Annotated in this window: 15 protein-coding genes and 2 pseudogenes; 5 read left to right on the forward strand and 12 right to left on the reverse strand. The window is 57.4% G+C overall.

Annotated features, from left to right (window positions below):
- Positions 1-2: 2 nt before the first annotated feature.
- From CO667_RS32305 to CO667_RS32335, 7 genes are all read right to left on the reverse strand, one after another.
- Entirely contained in the window at positions 3-1,187 is a 1,185-nt protein-coding gene (locus CO667_RS32305; protein ID WP_096772064.1) for a M20 family metallopeptidase, read from the reverse strand.
- A 152-nt stretch (positions 1,188-1,339) separates the two neighbouring features.
- Positions 1,340-1,807, reverse strand: a complete 468-nt coding sequence (locus CO667_RS32310) for an Lrp/AsnC family transcriptional regulator (protein ID WP_096772063.1) — start codon at positions 1,805-1,807, stop codon at positions 1,340-1,342.
- 182 nt (positions 1,808-1,989) lie between these two features.
- A complete protein-coding gene (locus CO667_RS32315) occupies positions 1,990-3,168 on the reverse strand; it encodes a Xaa-Pro peptidase family protein (RefSeq protein ID WP_096772062.1) in 1,179 nt (392 codons plus the stop codon).
- 115 nt (positions 3,169-3,283) lie between these two features.
- Positions 3,284-4,096: a N,N-dimethylformamidase beta subunit family domain-containing protein gene (locus tag CO667_RS32320; protein WP_348627819.1), complete on the reverse strand. Its 813-nt coding sequence runs from the start codon at positions 4,094-4,096 to the stop codon at positions 3,284-3,286.
- On the reverse strand, positions 4,083-4,406 hold the full coding sequence (locus CO667_RS32325) for a transporter substrate-binding domain-containing protein (RefSeq protein ID WP_239621066.1): 324 nt from the start codon (positions 4,404-4,406) through the stop codon (positions 4,083-4,085). Before CO667_RS32325 ends, CO667_RS32320 begins: the two co-directional genes overlap by 14 nt.
- Positions 4,407-4,761: 355 nt before the next feature.
- Positions 4,762-5,298 carry a carboxymuconolactone decarboxylase family protein gene (locus CO667_RS32330; RefSeq protein WP_096772061.1) on the reverse strand — a complete coding sequence of 179 codons (537 nt, stop codon included), beginning with the start codon at positions 5,296-5,298 and terminating at the stop codon, positions 4,762-4,764.
- A gap of 12 nt (positions 5,299-5,310) precedes the next feature.
- Entirely contained in the window at positions 5,311-6,636 is a 1,326-nt protein-coding gene (locus tag CO667_RS32335) for an aspartate aminotransferase family protein (RefSeq protein ID WP_096772060.1), read from the reverse strand.
- 232 nt (positions 6,637-6,868) lie between these two features.
- Between CO667_RS32335 and CO667_RS32340 the strand changes: the two genes are divergently transcribed.
- On the forward strand, positions 6,869-7,753 hold the full coding sequence (locus CO667_RS32340; protein ID WP_096772073.1) for a MurR/RpiR family transcriptional regulator: 885 nt from the start codon (positions 6,869-6,871) through the stop codon (positions 7,751-7,753).
- A 117-nt stretch (positions 7,754-7,870) separates the two neighbouring features.
- On the opposite strand, the gene CO667_RS32345 is transcribed toward CO667_RS32340, so the two are convergent.
- The 3 genes from CO667_RS32345 to CO667_RS32355 all read right to left on the reverse strand — a co-directional run bounded on the left by CO667_RS32345 (position 7,871) and on the right by CO667_RS32355 (position 11,994).
- A complete protein-coding gene (locus CO667_RS32345; protein WP_096772059.1) occupies positions 7,871-9,637 on the reverse strand; it encodes an ABC transporter permease subunit in 1,767 nt (588 codons plus the stop codon).
- Between the two features lie 15 nt (positions 9,638-9,652).
- Positions 9,653-10,747, reverse strand: a complete 1,095-nt coding sequence (locus tag CO667_RS32350; RefSeq protein ID WP_096772058.1) for an ABC transporter ATP-binding protein — start codon at positions 10,745-10,747, stop codon at positions 9,653-9,655.
- Between the two features lie 143 nt (positions 10,748-10,890).
- Positions 10,891-11,994, reverse strand: a complete 1,104-nt coding sequence (locus tag CO667_RS32355; protein WP_096772057.1) for an ABC transporter substrate-binding protein — start codon at positions 11,992-11,994, stop codon at positions 10,891-10,893.
- Between the two features lie 955 nt (positions 11,995-12,949).
- Here CO667_RS32355 and CO667_RS32360 point away from each other — a divergent pair.
- On the forward strand, positions 12,950-13,996 hold the full coding sequence (locus CO667_RS32360; protein WP_096772056.1) for a C45 family peptidase: 1,047 nt from the start codon (positions 12,950-12,952) through the stop codon (positions 13,994-13,996).
- A gap of 169 nt (positions 13,997-14,165) precedes the next feature.
- Here CO667_RS32360 and CO667_RS36095 read toward each other — a convergent pair.
- Together CO667_RS36095 and CO667_RS32370 are read right to left on the reverse strand one after the other, a co-directional pair.
- Positions 14,166-14,479 (reverse strand): annotated as a pseudogene (locus tag CO667_RS36095) (ABC transporter permease subunit); the annotation flags it as partial.
- Between the two features lie 47 nt (positions 14,480-14,526).
- Positions 14,527-15,312 (reverse strand): annotated as a pseudogene (locus CO667_RS32370) (transporter substrate-binding domain-containing protein).
- Between the two features lie 380 nt (positions 15,313-15,692).
- Here CO667_RS32370 and CO667_RS32375 point away from each other — a divergent pair.
- The 3 genes from CO667_RS32375 to CO667_RS32385 form a co-directional block, all read left to right on the forward strand.
- Positions 15,693-16,641, forward strand: a protein-coding gene (locus tag CO667_RS32375) for an IS630 family transposase (RefSeq protein ID WP_097622115.1) whose coding sequence is annotated in 2 segments (ribosomal slippage) — positions 15,693-16,028 and positions 16,030-16,641 — 948 coding nt in all. Because the reading frame shifts where the segments join, the coding sequence is not laid out codon by codon here.
- Positions 16,642-16,874: 233 nt separating this feature from the next.
- Positions 16,875-18,038, forward strand: coding sequence for an aminotransferase class III-fold pyridoxal phosphate-dependent enzyme (locus CO667_RS32380; protein ID WP_245433403.1), 1,164 nt, complete (start codon positions 16,875-16,877; stop codon positions 18,036-18,038).
- A gap of 28 nt (positions 18,039-18,066) precedes the next feature.
- Positions 18,067-18,334, forward strand: a 268-nt coding sequence (locus CO667_RS32385) for a GntR family transcriptional regulator (protein WP_141399599.1), incomplete at its 3' end; no start/stop codon positions are given.

An 18,334-nucleotide genomic window follows, 5' to 3' on the forward strand; every position in this document is an offset into this window, starting at 1 on the left:
CATCACGCGTTTTGGAACAGCTCCCAGCAGTAGCGGATAGCCAGTTCCGTTGTCGGGATTAGCGCGTTGTCCGAGACGCCGAAGGTCGGCGTGTGCACGCCGGACTCGTTTCCGGCTTCCTTGCTGCCAAACCAGAAATAAATCGATGGCAGGCAGCTGGCATAGAAGCCGAAGTCGTCGCTGCCCGAGCTCGCCGAGCCTTCGACATACCTGTCCTCGCCGTCAGTATGCACCACGATGTGCTTAAACAGCGCAACCATTGCGCTGTCGTTAACCACAGGAGGTTCGCCGGCATGCGAGCTGAACTCCGCCCGTCCGCGGTGCATGGCAGCGACACCTTCGGCGATTTCGCCAACGCGCTGGACCAACAGCTTTCTTCTCTCGGGGCTGCTTGTCCGGATCGTTCCAGTCATGGTGACCGAGGGACAGATAATGTTCGTCGCTTCCCCACCACGGATCGTTCCAATGGTGACGATTGCGCCATCGTCTACCGGCATTTCGCGCGACACGACTTTCTGCACTTCATTGATGAAGGCGCCCGCGATCGCAATTGCGTCCACGCCGAGATGCGGTTTGGCGCCGTGTGCCATCGTCCCGGTGAATTCGAGCGAGAACTGGTCTGCAGATTTCGTAACAGCGCCCGCGCGAGCGCCGTATGAGCCGACAGGAATGTCCGTGCGGACATGAAATCCGACGGCGGCATCAAATCCTTCGAGCAACTTTTCATCGACAGCGGTCCTGCCGCCGAGCGGCTCCGCTTCCTCGGCCGGCTGAAAGAAGACCCGCAGCCTTCCTGAGAAATTTTCGCGCATGCGATGGAATGCAAGCGCCGTTCCCAAGGCGATTGAGCCGTGCATGTCATGGCCGCATGCGTGCATCACGCCAGGCACTTGTGACCTATAAGGCAGGTCCTCGCGGGCTTCATGTATGGGAAGGGCGTCAATGTCGCCACGCAGTGCGATTGACCGATTTGCGCCTGGGGCCAAGCCCTGGATATCCACATAGACACCGGTCTTGTGGAAGGTCGTCACTTCGGTCAATCCGAAGCCGGCGAGGGTTTCGATGATCCGCTTTTGCGTTTTCCATTCGTTGTTGGAAAGTTCGGGCTCGCGATGCATTGCGTGTCGCATCTCGACAACTGCATTGCGTTCGACTTCGGAGAGTAGGTTGTTCGTGGTATTGTTCATCGTCACGGTCTTTTCAGCGTTGTCTGGTGTCGAGGCTAGCAGCAGCTGAGCGGCAAAACCCGTCGATTTGAATGCACGTCACGCAGTGTTCCTGCAAAACGCGGCGGTGGCGCGCGATCTGGCTCTGCAAAGAAAATATACTGCTGCCATTGCTACGCCTCGATAGGGATCGCGAAGCTTGCCTTGAGACGATCCATCACCACCATCGTTTTGAAGCCTTTGATATCCGCATTTTCATAGAAGAACCGCCGCGTGAAATGTTCGTAGTCCTCCATGTCTTTGGCGGTAACCACGAGCATGAAGTCGGCATCCCCTGTCACGTAGAAGCCCATCATTACCTCGCGGGTATTTCGGATCGACGCCTTGAACCGATCGACGATGTCGGCTCTTTCTCGTTCAAGGGACACCATGACGACCATGGTGATATGTCGTCCGACTGCTTTCGGTGAGACGATCGAAACGTCCCCTTCAATGACACCCTCGTTGCGCAACCGCCTCAAGCGTCGCTGGCATGCCGTTGGAGAGAGGTGAACGACGCCCGCGAGTTCCTCCGATGTCAATCGATTGTTCTTTTGGACCGCCTGGAGAAGCGCGATGTCCGCACGATCGAGTTCGACCACCGCTATGCCTCCCCGAAGAAGCAATTTGGGACGCGCGTGCGGAAGCCTGCGAGGCCTATTGGGTCTCGCAAACTTCTGTCGCATTTCTGTCTCCGGCACAGATAGTCATCCGACCTGGTCACGCCATTTCGAGAGCGAAGGAGACATGTTGGAATCAGACGAGTATGCACCGAATTCAGTCTCTATTTGACGAAGAGGGTGCGCGGGGTCTTCGTCAGGGGTTCATAACCAGTGTCGGAGACCGCAAAGCTTTGTGTGATCGTGATTCCGACATTGTCGAGCCACAGGCCGGGCATCATGTGGAACACCATGCCGGGCTGGAGCACGGTTTCGTCGCCCTTGCGAATGCTCGCCGTGCGTTCGCCCGAGGCCGGAGGGAACCCGATGCCGGTCGGATAACCGATGCGAGACTCTTTCTCGATCCCGTGGCGTGCCAGGGCCTTCCGGAAGTCGCCATCGACCTCCGAGCAGGTTCGCCCGGGTCGAACTGCTTCCAGCCCAGCGTTCAAGGCTTCAACAGCAATTTCCGACAGGTTCAGGAAAGCGGGTAGAGGCTGGCCGACGACGATCGTGCGCGCCAGGTTGACCTGGTAGCGATGCCGGCATCCGTTCAGTTCCAGGTTGACAACGGTGGACTCCGGTAGGGGATCGTCGGTCCAGGCGGCATGTGGCGCGATCGAGCGCTCGCCAATGCAGAGATCCGGAGGGCAGCAAGGATAGTCGCCACCGAATTCGGGCGTGCCCGAAATCTGCTGGTGATAGATCGCAGCCGCGATATCGCACTCACGAACCCCGGCTTGCACCATATCGATGACGCGCGTCATGGCGGCGTCTGCAAGTTGGCCGGCCTGACGCATGATGGCCACTTCGGCCGGGCTCTTCACGAGTCGGATCCATCCAACAAGGAGGTCGGCGTCGACGAACTCGGCATTCGGTAGTGCGCGGGTGAGATCGGCGTGGCCGCGTGCCGGATAGTAATATCCCCCCATCTCGACGCCGATGCGCGCCTTTTCCCCTCCAAGCTCCTTCACGATATCGGCCATGAAAGTATAGGCCGAGAGCGTAGCAGATTGAACATAGGTGTCCGGATAGGCCCGGATGTTGTCCTCGGACAGATAGGTGGTCATGGAGGCTGAAACTCGGTCCATGAAACGGCCAATCCAGATCGGCTCCGCGTGGTCTTGTGCCACAACCACCATTTGAGGAGTGTAGAAGGAATAGGCATTGTAGCCGGTAAGGTAGTTCTGGTTGGGCGGTTCCGAGAGGAGGAGGATATCAATTCCTCGCTTCGCCATTTCCTTTTTGACAGCCGCCAGACGAGTCTGGAACTCGCCTAGTTCGAAGTGCAGTTCCTTTATCACGTGGTTCTCCGTGTAGGACGTTCGCCTATGGCGAAGCTTTGATCAGAGCGCTCCGGCACAATCTGCCGAGGCGCGGAGTTTTCGAAAGTCACTCAGATGCGCCGCGCTAAGCCTATTACGGGCGCAGGTACCGGTCGAGCACGTTGCGGGTTACCTGCTCGACCATGGGATCGTTTCTCAGCAATCCGGCAACCCATTCGCAACTTCCGGCATGAAACACCTCACCCTTATTGCGCTTGAAATTGATGATCATTCCATTGCCACGCTTGAGCTTTTCGATATTTTCTCTTGTTGCCTCGCCGAACAGCAATTCCGCGGTCTGGCGCATCTCGGAGTCGTCGAGCGCCAGGTCTTCACGCGCCAAATCCGCGCTCCATTCCATCTGTGCCGCCATTCCGATCGCGAGGATCTCCGTTCCTTCCGGCGCCCTGCTTGTTGCCGTAGGGTATGGCAGCCCATCGCGAATTTCATAGTCCAGGCCGTCCACCTCGTAGCCAAAGATGTGGCTCTCGGCACCGAGCACGTCACCGTAGAAAAGACCAGTGTCGGCAAAAGCCCAATGCTCAGGTCTATAGATAGGGAAGCCCCGGGCTCCGCGCGGAGCGCAGCCCAACCATCCAGCATAAATGCCCTTGGTGGAGTTGAGGCCGAACGTGTGGGCCTCGGGCCGGCCTACCTCCGGCGTCTCCCATAGGGTCGCCGTGCGACTGGCGTCGCCGGTTTTGTAGACCGGGTCCTCTGCACGGGCCCGCGCTTTGTAGCAAACCTGCCGCCGCCCTTCGTCTTCAAGCCTCGTCTGCCAACAAAAGTTGCCCGCGAAACGCGCCACCCGACCGCCTTGATCGACATAGGCGTCGACGGCGTCGCGCATCTCCCAAGTCCAATATTCGTCATGGCCGACGAAGACTACACACTCATAGTTCAACAATATCTTTGCTGTCCTTGTGGACCACAGCGACGTTCGGCCCCCAAATATATAGTGCCGGGAAATCGAATACTTCCGCTCGCGCCTTGGTCGGTATCATCTGACCCATGGCAACGTCCCAACGCCCCTGCCATTTGCCGCCTGCAATGATGTCCCACCCCGGCGTTACGAACGCAATTCCCGTGCCAAGGTATTTGGCAATGCTCCCCGCCACGTCCACATCGTATCCAATAAGTTCGTGCTTCTCGTCCAGGTGCGAGATCGGGCCCCAGTCGGTTCCAACTGCGACTGTGAGCGTCTTGTTCGAAAGCACGCGATCGAGGACTTCGCCGGCATAGCGGACGCAGAAAATGCGGCGGAGGCCAGAGCCAAGGACATGGCTGCGATATTTGCGAGTGTTTTTTCATGCGATGTTCCCCTGTTCTTTTTGATCATGAGCACGACTACTGGCACCCAAATCCATCTTCGGAACGCTGATACCCGCATTTTTAGGGCGACTTGCGTTCAATTAGTTCATGTACATGAAACTCCCGCGTATTGCAACAACTGTTTTAACACCTATTCAATGATACAAACGTATCGCGCCGATGGCCCGGGCGTTCGAAGGCTTCATGCCCTTGCGCCCGCACGCCTGAAAACTTGGCCGGAATGCGTGCTTTGCCAGCGTCCTAAAGAGGATGCTTTGCCATCTCGTCGGCAACGTCTTGGTCAATCGGTGTATCGAAGGTCATTAATATGTAACCCAGCACCGAATAGAAGCCGACCGTGGCCATAATGTCGAAGACAGCTTGCTGCCCCATGGCAGCAGAAATCCCTCGCTCAAGATGCGAAGGCAGACGCGCTCCGTCAAAAAGCGCGTCAACAGCTCCGGCAATCAATCCATCTTCGCCATCCGGAGTTCCAGCCATACCCCGGATCCGGGCATCGGAAATGCCAAGACCACGAGCGCGGCTTACATGATGGGCCCACTCATAGGCAGAACCCATCCGATGTGCCGCGCGCAGAATCACGAGCTCGGATCGAACTGCCCCCAAAGCGCTGTCCTTGACGATATGCTGCCGTAAGGGGGCCCACGCTCGGAGGAGCGCGGGATGATGAGCCATGGTGCGATAGACATTGAGCGCGGCGGCAAAACCAGTTTTCATATCCGCGATATCTGCGGGCCAGTTTTCGTCAGAGATAGGTGGGCAGGACGGTGTCGTCATTTCGCGAGAACCTCAGTCTGCCACTGCGGCGCGGATTGCATCGCCAAGCCGTTCGACGATAAGGTCAATCTGCTCGGGCTGAATAATATAGGGTGGCGCCAGCAGCACATGGTCGCCCTGCACCCCGTCAATCGTGCCGCCCATGGGGTAACACATAAGGCCTCGGCGCATCGCTTCCTTCTTGATCCGGGAATACATCTTGCGGGCTGGATCGAAAGGTTGCTTGGTGTCTTTGTCCGATACGATCTCCACGCCGCGGAAAAGACCGCGGCCACGGATGTCGCCGACATACGGCGATTGCCCGAGTGCCTCATCGAGGCCGGCCTGCAGGCGATCACCCATCCTGATCACGTTTGTCACCATCTCGGGGCGGCTGATTATCTCAACCACCTTACTGGCTGCCGCCGCTGCGATCGGATGTCCGATGTAGGTATGGCCATGCTGGAAGAGACCCGATCCGTCTGCGAACGCGCGGTAGATCTTCTCGGAAAGCAACACCGCCCCGACCGGCTGAAAGCCACCGCCCAGGCCCTTTGCAATCGTTACAAGATCCGCGACAATCCCCTCCTGTTCCAACGCGAAGATCGTGCCGGTGCGCCCCATTCCGCACATGACTTCATCGAGGATCAGCAAGATGCCATACTTGTCGCACACCTGCCGAACCCGTTTGAAATAGTCGGCAACCGGCCCCACTGCGCCAAGCGTCGCACCGACTACCGGCTCGGCGACGAAAGCAATGACCTTGTCCTCTCCAAGTTGAAGGATCTTGTCTTCCAACTCCGATGCAAGACGCTCGGCATAAGCCTCGGGCGTTTCGCCCACCTGAAGATCGCGGTAGGCATAGCAGGGAGAAACATGATGTGTTTCAGGCAGGATGGGTTTGAACTGGGCACGACGCCAAGCATTGCCGCCTGTGGCCAGAGCTCCGATCGTATTGCCGTGATAGCTCTGCCGACGTGCGATGATGTGGCGCCGCTGCGGTTGCCCGATTTCGACAAAATACTGCCGCGCCATCTTGAGCGCCGCCTCGACAGCTTCTGAACCGCCGGACACCAGGTAGACATAATCAAGGCCATCCGGCGCGAGTTCAATCAGTTGCTCTGCAAGCCGCTCGGCGACATCGGTTGTAAAGAAGGACGTATGGGTGTAGCTGATGCGGCCCATCTGCACCTTCATCGCGTCCAGAACTTCTGGATGATTGTGCCCCAGGCAACTGACCGCGGCGCCGCCCGATCCGTCTAAGTAGCTCCGTCCGTCGCTGTCCACGATGTAGATGCCTTGCCCTGCTACCGCGGTAGGCAGAGTTGTACCGATCGTTCGATGGAGAATTTTGGTCATGGTGATCTCGGGTGCTTATCCGTCCGGCTTTCGAACGTTTCCAACCATTGATTTGCAGGTTTCGCCGAAATATGCAACAAATGTTTTATGCAATAGGTTTTGACGCATTTGTTTTCACCGCCCCAGCCATGTTTCTGGAGCGGCTTTTGTTAAGGATTGGCATTCAATTATTTGACTTTTTTGTTCCCGAGAGAGATGGTCCGGGTGAATTATGACATCGTATGTGAGGCAAATGTTGCAAAAGGGTCCATTGCACGCTCTAATTATTGAGCGGTTCGACGAGATGTCTGAGCAGTTGCAACAAGCAGCTCGACACATCTTGGAGCATCCCCAAGAAGTAGCGCTTGTTTCTATGCGCGAGCTCGCGCGCAATGCTGGTGTGCAGCCGTCGACGATGACTCGGCTGGCGAAGTTTCTTGGCTTTTCAGGATATGAAGACTTTAGAGGACATCACGCTGACGTCATCCGGGTGAGCGCAGACGGCTTTGCCGCCCGCGCACTGCAAAGAGACGAAGGAGCGGCCAACGGCGAGGGCTTGGCGTATCGCATGCTCCAGGGCCTCTCAGGTCAGATCGATCGGCTCTGCGATTCCGATACAATTCTGCGGCTCAACACGATGGCCGATCACCTCGCCAAAGCTCGGCGCATCTATGTGCTCGGGTTGCGCTCCTGCCATTCTGTCGCCTGGCATTTCCATTACGTTATGACGTTGCTTGGCGAGAAAACAGTTCATCTGGATGGTCCGGCCGGCACAAGCGGAGATCCGCTCATTCGCGCCACCCAAGACGACGTGCTTTTAGCTATTTCCATAAATCCCTATTCGCTTCAGACCCTTGAATTGGCCGAGGCGGCCCGGGAAAAAGGGATGCCTATTTTGGCGATTACCGACAGCGAAGTGTCTCCTTTGGTGACGATCGCAGAGCACGTGGTGTTATTCCCGACCGAGAGCCAAACATTCTTTCATACGTTGACGCCAGCGCTAGCCGTTTCCGAGGTCTTGTGCGGCCTTCTTGCGAGCCATGATCGCTTAGCCGCTCTGGAAGAACTGAAGCGTGCCGACCGCCACCTTTCAGCGATGAATACCTATGCCACCTCCATTCCGCGGCGGAAGATCTGAGCGCGCGGATACCAGCACAGTTGTGCGTTGCCCAAATAGCCAGCCCCACAGATTCTCCGGGGCTGCCCTTTCGTTAGAAGCATCCACACTGCTTAGACGCGATATCGTCGGGAAAGCTCAGGTCGCGCCGACCGTTGCCTGCAATTTTCCTCGGCCCCGCCACAAGGTGAAGTAAAGAGCGACCAGCCAGACAACAGGGAGTAGCGTCAAAAACGATCCAACTGCAGCAATCGTTGGGTCGATTTGCTGCTTCAAGTTCTCCAGCATCTTCAAAGGGAGCGTGGGGATCGAATAGCCGCTGACAAACGACGTGATAATGACCTCGTCGAAGGACGCAAGGAACGCGAACAAAGCGCCACCGATGATACCTGAGCGGATCAACGGTAGGGTCACCCGCATGAAGGTCTGCATAGGTCCGGCACGCATGCTCATCGCAGCCTGCTCCAGCCTCCTGTCGAAGCCCGAGAGAGTCGCCAAGACGACCACCACGACATAACCAATGGCGCCGATGGTTTGGCCCAGAATAATTCCTGTGCTGGTTCCCACAAGGCCAAATCTCGCCAGTCCGAGATAGACGGCTACACCGACGACGATGATTGGAAACGTTATTGGCGTCAGGATTGCCATGGTCAGACCCGAACGGAGGCGGGGTGCGCAGCGGCTTAGACCAAAGGCGGCCAATGTACCAACGACCGTGGACACGACGGCGACGACCACACCGAATTGGAAGCTGTTCCACAAAGCTCCGATCCAGGAAGGATCCCCAAAGAACGAATAGTACCACCGCAGGGAAACTGCTCTTGGGGGAAACTCGATAAATTCTCCCGAACTGAACGATATCACGATGACGATCAAGCCCGGCGCCAGCAGATAGATCATAACGGGGGTAAGGAAGACAGCTCCGAGGATCTTCGACCAGGAGGTATCCCGTTGCGCCTTGTAGACCCCCGCAGCCCACCGACGGGCCTGATACGGTATTGCAAGTTCGTGCAGAAAGCGGACGCCCTTGCTGGCAGACGGCAACCGGATCGGGCGTGGCTTTCGCTCCGCTTGTCCTGATTGGTCATGGGCGGCTGCAAGATTGACTCCTGCTGTGGAAAGAAGCAGAAGCGCCACCGCAAGGAGAATGAAAGCCGCAGCTGCCGTCTGACCGATGTTCAAGGAGGTCGTAAGCAGCGAGTTGATGAGGGTAGACAGCATAGTGTCGCCTAGACCGCCAAGAGCCTGCGGCGTGATGTAGAACCCAAGGCACACGACAAAGACCAGGATGCAGCCACTTCGAATGCCCGGGATGCTGAGTGGAAAGAACACACGCAAAAAGGCTGTGAGAGGCTTTGCCCCCATGCTACGAGCAGCCGACATCAAGGACTTATCGATACCCATCATCACGCTGATCAATGGCAAGATCATCATCGGCAGCATAATATGCACCATGCCGACGTATACGGCGAAGCGATTATATATGAGCGATAGTGGCCTTTCGATAAGACCAGCATTGAGCAACAGGGTGTTGATCAGGCCACTGTCGCCCAAAACGACCGTCCAAGCATACGTGCGCACCAGTGCGCTCGTTAGCCAAGGTAGGAAGACCATTACCATCAAGATGGGACGTGCGCGACCGGCGTTGGCGATCAGAAATGCAGTAGGGTAGCCGATGACCAAGCACAGTGCCGTCGCGATGAAGCTGATCTCGAAGGTTTGAAACAGGATCAGGACGAAGGATCGCTGTGCAAAAAATCCTTCATAATTTGCAAGAGAAAACGCTGGCGCGTTCAAGCTCGTCAGGAACAAGAGGATCATCGGTATACCGAAAACCGCAAACAAGAGGCCGCAGGCCGGCACCGTAAGCAGGATCGGCATTGACCGTAGTTTTTGAATCGTCATTTACCTGCCCCCACGTTACGCCGCAACAAAGCGGATATCGGACCGGAGCCAGTCTAAGCGGACCTCATCCCCGGGTTGGAAGACTTCCTGGCCTGAGGCAACATGTTCGCGCGCGATTAGCATGGTGTTCCCGACACGTACCCGGTATTTCCTCAGCGGACCTGCATAGATCATATCTTCAACGGTGCCGGACACAGCCTGTCTTTGATCCGCGTCGGCGCGTCTCGCGGCCGTGCGCCCACCAATGCAAATGCGTTCGGGTCGCAACATTGAAACCATTCCGGAAGACGGCACGGCGTCCGATTCCACTTTGAATTCGGTGTTCTCGAGGATGTTGGCCTCGCCCAGGAAATTGGCGACGAAGCGCGTTTTCGGTCGATCGTAGAGTGCTTCGGGCGTATCGATCTGCTCGATTTGGCCAGCTTGCATCACGACGATGCGGTCGGACAAGGTCAGGGCCTCCTCCTGATCGTGGGTCACGCAAATGGTGGTCTTTCCAAATTCTCTATGCAGTTCTTTGATCTCGACCTGCATTTGTTCGCGCAGGTTTCGATCCAGCGCACCAAGCGGCTCGTCGAGCAGCAATATCGGCGGGTCGGCGATCAGCGCGCGCGCAACGGCGACGCGCTGCTGCTGGCCGCCACTCAGTTGTGACGGCATCCGGCTGCCAAATTCGCCGAGCCGAACGCGCTCCAGCATTCGGCTGACTCGCGTCGCCCTGTCGGCGGCCTTGATCCCACGCATCTCCAGCGGGAACTCCAAGTTGCGATGAACCGTGAGGTGCGGGAAAAGGGCATAACTCTGGAATACGATGCCTTGGTCACGTCTGTAAGACGGAACCTTGGAAACTGATTTTCCGGCAATGAGAATGTCGCCCTTTGTCGGTGCCGTGAAGCCGGCAAGGAGCATCAAAGCGGTCGTCTTTCCCGAACCGCTTGGACCGAGAATAGTCAGAAACTCACCCCGAGATACGGAAAGGGAGATATCCTTAACCGCAGCCACGGCCCCATACATCTTTGTAACATTACGGAATTCAATCTGGGTGGCGGCTGGGTCGTTCTTCAATACTTCGTCCTCGGCAGGAAGATAACTTTTCAGGTTCAGGGTCATCAGGATACTCCAGGAGGAACAGTGCGCCAGTTTGGCGTACCATGCCTAAAACTCAGTCGTCAGATAAGGTGGCACCATCCTCACGGAGCATAGTCCAGCGTCCGCGATTGGATGGCGCCACCGATCGAAGTTCGATGAACGGCTTACTGGAGAATCCACTCATTCCAGCGTTGGACCATCAGCTCTTTATTCGACTTGCCGTCCGCGCTTGTCTCGGCATACCATTTTGCGTTCAGAGCAAAACTGGAGGCCGTGTAATCGGGATACGATGCGAGCTTTCGTCCGATTTTTTCAGCTATCGTTTTGTAAGCGTTCTTGTTCGTTGGGCCCTGCCCGATCAACTCAGCGAACGCAGCTTGCCGATCGGCGCGACCGGTCAATTCGAGGAATTTCTGAGCATTTTCCGCATTTGGGCTGCCCTTTGGAATGCACCAGAAATCCGTGGTCAACTTCGCCTGATTGCGATTGATCTCGATTGGCGCCCCCTCATCGATCAGTGAAAGTGCACGACCATCATAGGACTGCACGACGTCGGCGACGTTATCGCGCATGATCTGCAGAATTTCGGAACCACTTGTCCACCATTTGCGGATGTGCGGCCTGATCTTGTTGAGGCTGGCAAAGACGCGGTCGACATCCAGTGGGTATAGCTTGTCCATAGGCACGCCATCCGCAAGCAGCGCTTCCTCCCACGGCCCGTTTCCATATTCACCGGTGAAGAGCGAGCGCACGCCCGGGAATTTTTCTACGTCCCAGAACTCCGCCCAGGTAGTCGGCCGCGGCTTGTCAGCCGGAAACTTCTTGGTGTTATACACCATGTTGGTGGAATAGACGTACGAAGCGAAGCCATTGGTGTGTTTCGCGAATTCAGATATTGCGTCCAATTCGTCTTTCTTCCACGAAGAGTAATCTACCTGTTCGAGATATCCCTTGGCGGTGAGTGGGTCGACGTTGGTCTGACCAAGATTCACGACGTCAGCCGAGACGTTCTTGGTGTCGACCATCATCGCGATCTGCGTGGATGAAAAGTCTGCGGTAACCGGGATAACCTTAACCCCGGTCTCGACCACGAACGGCTCGACATAAGCCTTCATGACTGCGTTTCCCCAGGTGCCGCCGCTCATGTTGACTTTCAACTCACCAGCGGAAGCGGCCCGTGCGCGACCCGAAACGGAAGACATCGCACCGACGGCGATCACGGAGGATGTGGCCTGCATGAAGTGCCTGCGATTTATCAAAAAGCTCATTTTCGTTCCCTCTGTTATTCCCTTGCTTATCAAGGGGCATTCATTCTGCTCGGTTTGTGGCGAACACAACTCACGGGATCAAACTCATTGCCGCAAGCGGTGTTTGGACCGCGGTGTTCGTCATTGTTGTGACGGACTTCATCCTTCCATTTCACCAACCAACGCGGCGGTTGCCGGCTGACCAGTTTCAAGCAACGGCACGCCCTCACGGACTATACCGGCTGGAGGCAATGCCTAGCGTAATACGGCGCCTATTGCAACAAATGTTTTATGCGTCCGGATATGCGTCAAGCGTATTAGATGCAGTCGGCCCGAGCTGCGATTTTGGCCAACTCGAAGAACGTTGGGGGAATATAGCCTGCGGGATTGACCTGATAAGCGCGCGCTCGCGTTGCATGTGATCGAAGGAAAGCCCTCCGAGCTGGAAATCTATAAGGAAAACGGAAAGCCGATTCTCATCGATCCTTACGAAATCGAGCTGTCCCGACTTCATTTCTACTGAACTGCACGCTCGCTAGACCGCTGGCTCTATTCTTACCTCCGCAAACGGCCGACCCCGGTCTTCCAACGCGCTTAAACTATGCCGAGTTTTCAATCCTGATTACCGGAAATCTCGGGCCTTGGGGAATGGGCTCGGCATCGTGTCCGGCTCGGGATAAGTACTCGATTTGCATATCGACACCCTCAAGGTGAAGGCCAGGAATTTTTACTGATCGGACCTAATGGCAACGGCGATCGTTTGAGTTCAATCGCATCAGGTTCAGGGATCTTTTGGTCTGCAGCCTTCTCGCTGTCCTAGTGGCAGAGTGAAACACTTGACGCATATTTTTGCATTGTGTATCAAATGACGCACGCGGCGCGCTTCGCAGGGTGCGTTTGCCGGGGTTCCGCCGAAAGGAACCTACTGCTGCATAGCCCGCCTAAATAGGACAATGAGTGAAAGGCTGAGGACTCAATGAAAAAAAATCTTATCACGTGCGTGCGCGCCAAGGGCAACGCCTTCGAGATTGGCTGTGCGCTCGGAAAAGCCAATGCCACAAGCTTCCTTGAATATCGGCTTGGCACCGAGCAATTTCGCGCCTTGGATGCTCGCTGGCGCGGATCGGAGTATTTGAAGAATTTGGAAGCCGCAGCCCGCGCGGCCTATCCCCGCTACGTGCGCGAAATCGAGGGGATCGCAGAAGGTGCCGGCAAGGATTTTGAGACCATCTTCCTGTTGAATTGCCAGGCCGACCTGCAAATTTCAGAAGCGGCCGCCACACAAAACTCTGTTGCCGGAATGGGCTGCACGACTGTCCTGATTCCAGCTGAAGGCAACGGCCCGGCAGTTATCGCCCATAATGAGGACGGCGAACCCGACTATCTTGGTGCCAATTTCTGGATAGAAATTGAGCCCGATGATGGGCTCGCGTGGAGCAGCTTTATGACGCCCGGCATGCTCCCAGGTGGGACTTTTGGCCTGAACGAGTCCGGCCTGGTCCAGACGATCAACGAGATCACGCCGAACGACCAAAAACCGGGCGTGCCCCGGCAGGTTCTCTGCCGCGCCATCCTTGATGCAAAAAGCTTGGAGGATGCGGTCGGTATTTTGAAGCGAAACGACCGCTCTTGCGGATTCCATCACACTCTCGGCGATGCGAAGACCCGCAAGGTACTCTCTGTCGAAGCGCCGGCCTCCGGCTGCGTCGCGGTAGAGGTTACTGAGCCACGCGCTCATGCCAACCATCTTCTCTCCGGCGAGTTCAGTGGATTGAAGCAGACCATCGGTGCTTCCTCCCGCGACCGACAAGAAGCGGCAGATCGGATGATCGCCGAAGGCGCGTTGGCGGGTGGAGCAGAAGCTGTGCTGTTCGATGAGACCACTCCGATTTTTAAAGAATGGAAAGACTCCCGGACGCTCGCGACGAGCATTTTCGAGCTTTTCCCAAACCGCATCGAGTGGCGCATACATGCGGCTCGTGACGAGCGAAACGCACTAAGCGGAACCATGCGCGTCGTCTAATGCAGCTCTTTGATCGCCGAGCGTAGCGCTGGCTTCGTCCTGCGATCGGCGGCCCATGGGTGCGTAGACCCGGGCGAGAAAAGTCTGGGCATCTCTTGCCGGCTTGCGACAGCCGGCACCTCGGCATCGATGGGGTTGGCCCCGCTCCACCGTCCAGTCGCTGACACTCACCGCGTATGGATTCCGCCATATAGGCCGTGATGTTCATGCCCAGACCGATCCAGCCCGCGGTGAAGGCCGAAAGGTTTATGCCGATCTGCGGGCCGCCAAAGTAAAGCAGGAAGAGCTGCACGAGAGAGGGCGTGCCGCGAAAGACGCTGACATAGCCCGTACCGATGGACCGTGGGATCTGGCTGCGCGACAGCCGCATTGCGGTCAGCACCGCAGCAAGGACAGAACGAAAGCCAGAAATGATATGACAACCGTCACTCCGGCGGCGTCAAGGAAATAGGGAAAAAAACCCTGGATCAGCGCGATGTCCAATGCCCCCTCCCGTGGAAGGCCGGGCCATCAGGCCCGGCAAATGGCGATCAGCGGATGTCGCGACCGATCCATTTCGTAGCAATGGTCTCGTAAGTGCCGTCGGCCATCATGCCATCAAGCGCTTTCTGCATCGCTGCCTTAAGTTCCGGATTACCCTTGCGGATTGCGATACCAATGCTGACGCTGGCGCCTTCGATGTTCGGAATGTCGAGCACGCGGATTGGGTCGCCGGATTGCTTGATCACGGCAAGCAGCGCGATGTAGTCAACCAAACCGCATCGATACGGCCGGCGTTCAAGCCCATCACCAGTTCGGGAAGCCCCTTGCAGGTTCGGATCGTCCAGCCACCGGTTTTGCGGGTCCACTTTTCATGGGTCTCGCCGAGGGTTACGCCGATGGCCGCCCTTGAGATCATCCAGTCCTTTCGACGTCGAGTCTTTCAGCACGAAGATGCCGCGACCATCACTATAATAAGGTCCAACGAAATCAACGACCTTCTGACGTTCCGCGGTGATGGTCATGGAACCGACGATGGAATCATACCTGTTTGCGACGAGACCCGGAATGATGCCGTCCCACGCCGTGGTCAGAACTTCGCGTTTCACGCCAAGACGGTTGGCGATTTCATTGGCAATATCGACGTCGAAACCGACGAGCCGGTTCTGCCCGTCAGTCATGCTGAAGGGCGGATGCTGGCCCGACATGGCGGCGCTGAACTTGCCCGGCTCCTTGATCGAAGCCAGTTCATCGGCAGTCGCCGGCAAGGCCACGCTGAACGCCAGGCCGAGGACAACCGTGGAGCGCATTGCGACCCGTGAGATGCATTGAAACATGGATGACTCCCCCGCTTATGATTGATATGCATCGGTGCTTTCCGAATTTCGATACTCTCCTCCTGTAAGTCATTCGTCAAATAGTTTGAATAGCGAGTATAGATCTACAGAATGCAACGCCGATGGGCTTGTGCCTGCGAGCCAACCTATGAGGCACAGCATTGATGCCAGGCTGCATTGTCACGCCATGCGATCGCTGATCGGAACCCCATCATCATCAGACCATCGGCTGCGAGCCTCCATCCCCAGACGGAAGCGGCCCTCGGCTGCGCCCGCTCTCGCATCGGCTAGAGCGTATCCGGATTTAGTTGAATCGGAAGGGATTCCGTTTTTGGCTGTTTTGTGATTCAAGATGCTGCTGGAGTGGAGGCCAGCATCGGATGACTCGACCTCTTTCAAATGATCTTCGCAAGCGTGTTGTTGATGCAATCGAAGCCGGCGAGAGCTGCCGGTCGGTGGCGGTGCGGTTCGGTATTGCCGTGTCTTCAGCGGTGAAGTGGTCTCAGCGCTACCGTTCGAGCGGATCTGTCGCGCCTGGGAAGATGGGCGGCCACCGCAAGCGGGTTCTTGAGCCGTACCGAGCGTTTATCGCCGAGCGGATCAACCAGACGCCGCATGTGTCACTGAACAGGTTGAAGGAAGAACTGGCCGCACGAGGGGTGAAGGTATCCCACGACACCGTATGGCAGTTTCTGCGGCGCGAGGGACTACGGTTCAAAAAAAACACTGTTCGCCCTTGAGCAGGCGCGCGCTGACGTCGCACGACGGCGACAGCGCTGGCGATCCTGGCAGGCTGGCCTCGATCCAAGCCGGCTGGTCTTCATCGATGAAACCTGGATCAAGACCAACATGGCGCCGCTTCGAGGCTGGGGGCCGAAGGGCAAACGGCTGCGCAGCTTCGCCCCGCACGGACATTGGCGCACCCTGACTTTCCTCGGCGCGTTGCGCTGCGATCGGCTCACCGCGCCTTGTGTCTTCGATGGACCGATCAACGGTGAGTGCTTTCGCGCTTATGTCGAACAGCAACTCGTACCAGTGCTCAAACCCGGCGATATCGTCGTGATGGATAATCTCGGCTCCCACAAGTCGGTCGCCATCCGTCAGATGATCCGCAACGCTGGTGCTCGGCTCTGGTACCTGCCGCCATACTCCCCCGACCTTAATCCGATCGAACAGGCTTTCGCCAAAATCAAGCACTGGATGCGCCTGGCTCAGAAGCGAACCATCGATGACACCTGGCGCCACATCGGACACCTCGTCACAACCATCGAGCCCAGCGAATGCAGCAACTACTTCGCCAATGCCGGATATGCTTCCGTGAAAACCTGAAACGCTCTAGTCAGCAGAAGGCCCTTGATTAAATCCCTAAAATAGACTTTTGTGATCTCAGAACTATCCATAGTGAGATCTGATCTGTGATGCCCCAGCCCCCTGCCCAACAGAAATCTTCCCTCGACGCCGCTCTCCTCGAAGCGCGGGAACGCTATAACGCGAAGCGCCCCAAGAGTGCGGCGCTGCATCGCGAGGCGATAAACGTCCTCCCCGGCGGCAACACCCGGTCCGTGCTCGCCTATGCGCCTTTTCCGACTGCCATGGCGCGCGGCGAGGGCTGCCGGCTTTGGGACATTGACGGCAACGCCTATCTCGACCTGTGCGGCGAATACACTGCCGGTTTGTTCGGCCATACCGACAGCCGCATCCATGCCGCCCTCCACGACGCGATGGCGAAAGGACTGAGCCTGGCGGCGGTGGGAGAGGCTGAGCAGCGCCTTGCCAAGATCCTCTGCAACCGCTTTCCGTCCATCGACATGATCCGCTTCACCAACAGTGGCACCGAGGCCAACCTTATTGCGCTTAGCGCCGCGCAGGTGGTGACGGAGCGCAAGCGCATCATTGCCTTCCGCGGCGGCTATCACGGCAGCCTTCTGTATTACCCCGTGACCGGCTCGAGCCTGATCACAGCCCCGTTCCCGGTGACGCTATGCGACTACAACGACACCGATGGCACAGTGGCCGCCATCCGGGCCATCGGCGACGACCTTGCTGCCGTAATTGTCGAGCCGATGATGGGCAGCGGGGGCTGCATCGCCGCGGAGCCTGCCTTTCTGGCGGCAGTCGCCGAGGCCACACGCGCTGCCGGTGCGATACTGATCTTCGACGAGGTGATGACCTCGCGCATGTCGGGAGGCGGCCTGCAGGAACGTCTCGGTATCCTGCCCGACATGACCACGCTTGGAAAATATATCGGCGGCGGCATGAGCTTCGGCGCCTTTGGCGGGCGCCACGACCTCATGGAGATCTTCGTCTCTAAGGTGCTTCATGCTGGCACCTTCAACAACAACGTGATGTCCATGGCGGCAGGCGTCACCGCCATGGAAGAGGTGTTTACCGCCGCAGCAGCTGCCGGTCTATTCGCGCTCGGGGAGGGCCTGCGCGAACGACACAACTCAATTTCCAACACGGCCGGCGCGCCGCTGCAGTTCTGTGGCCTTGGCTCGCTCGCCACGGCCCATTTCCGTCGGGGCCGCATTGACCGCCCCTATGCGGTCACCCCCAGGGAGGAGGCGCTGAAAGAGCTGTTCTTCTTCGACATGCTCGACGCCGGCATCTACATCGCCCGCCGCGGCATGACTGCGCTCAGCTTGCCGACGACGGAACGCGACCTTGCGCATTTCACCGCTGCCGTCGGGGATTTCCTCGACGCAAGGGCGGCATTGCTACGATAGGCCGGCACCAAAGGCAGATCGCTACAAGATGGACAGGAGCGACATAACTTCGTCAGCCATGGCCACGGGCGCGCTGGAGGAAGAAGCTTATCGGCTGATCCGCAACTCGCTGATCAATGGCGATTTCACACCGGACAGCAAGCTTTCCATTCGGGGCGTCTGCGCAACATTATCGCTGAGCCCCATGCCGGTTCGCGCAGCCTTACGCCGCCTGGTCAGCGAGCGAGCGCTGGATGCCAAGCCATCGGGAACGGCCGTGGTTCCGCGCATGACCCGGCGCGAGTTTTCCGAACTGA

The sequence above is a fragment of the Rhizobium sp. L43 genome (genome assembly GCF_002531725.1).
In the GTDB taxonomy this organism is placed as follows: Bacteria; Pseudomonadota; Alphaproteobacteria; order Rhizobiales; family Rhizobiaceae; genus Rhizobium.

Excerpts from the sequence above, each read along its gene's own strand:
- CO667_RS32305 (WP_096772064.1), bottom strand. The coding sequence starts at position 1,187 with ATGAACAATACCACGAACAACCTACTCTCCGAAGTCGAACGCAATGCA.
- CO667_RS32330 (WP_096772061.1), bottom strand. The coding sequence starts at position 5,298 with ATGACGACACCGTCCTGCCCACCTATCTCTGACGAAAACTGGCCCGCA.
- CO667_RS32335 (WP_096772060.1), bottom strand. The coding sequence starts at position 6,636 with ATGACCAAAATTCTCCATCGAACGATCGGTACAACTCTGCCTACCGCG.
- CO667_RS32340 (WP_096772073.1), top strand. The coding sequence starts at position 6,869 with ATGTTGCAAAAGGGTCCATTGCACGCTCTAATTATTGAGCGGTTCGAC.
- CO667_RS32345 (WP_096772059.1), bottom strand. The coding sequence starts at position 9,637 with ATGACGATTCAAAAACTACGGTCAATGCCGATCCTGCTTACGGTGCCG.
- CO667_RS32350 (WP_096772058.1), bottom strand. The coding sequence starts at position 10,747 with ATGACCCTGAACCTGAAAAGTTATCTTCCTGCCGAGGACGAAGTATTG.
- CO667_RS32355 (WP_096772057.1), bottom strand. The coding sequence starts at position 11,994 with ATGAGCTTTTTGATAAATCGCAGGCACTTCATGCAGGCCACATCCTCC.
- CO667_RS32360 (WP_096772056.1), top strand. The coding sequence starts at position 12,950 with ATGAAAAAAAATCTTATCACGTGCGTGCGCGCCAAGGGCAACGCCTTC.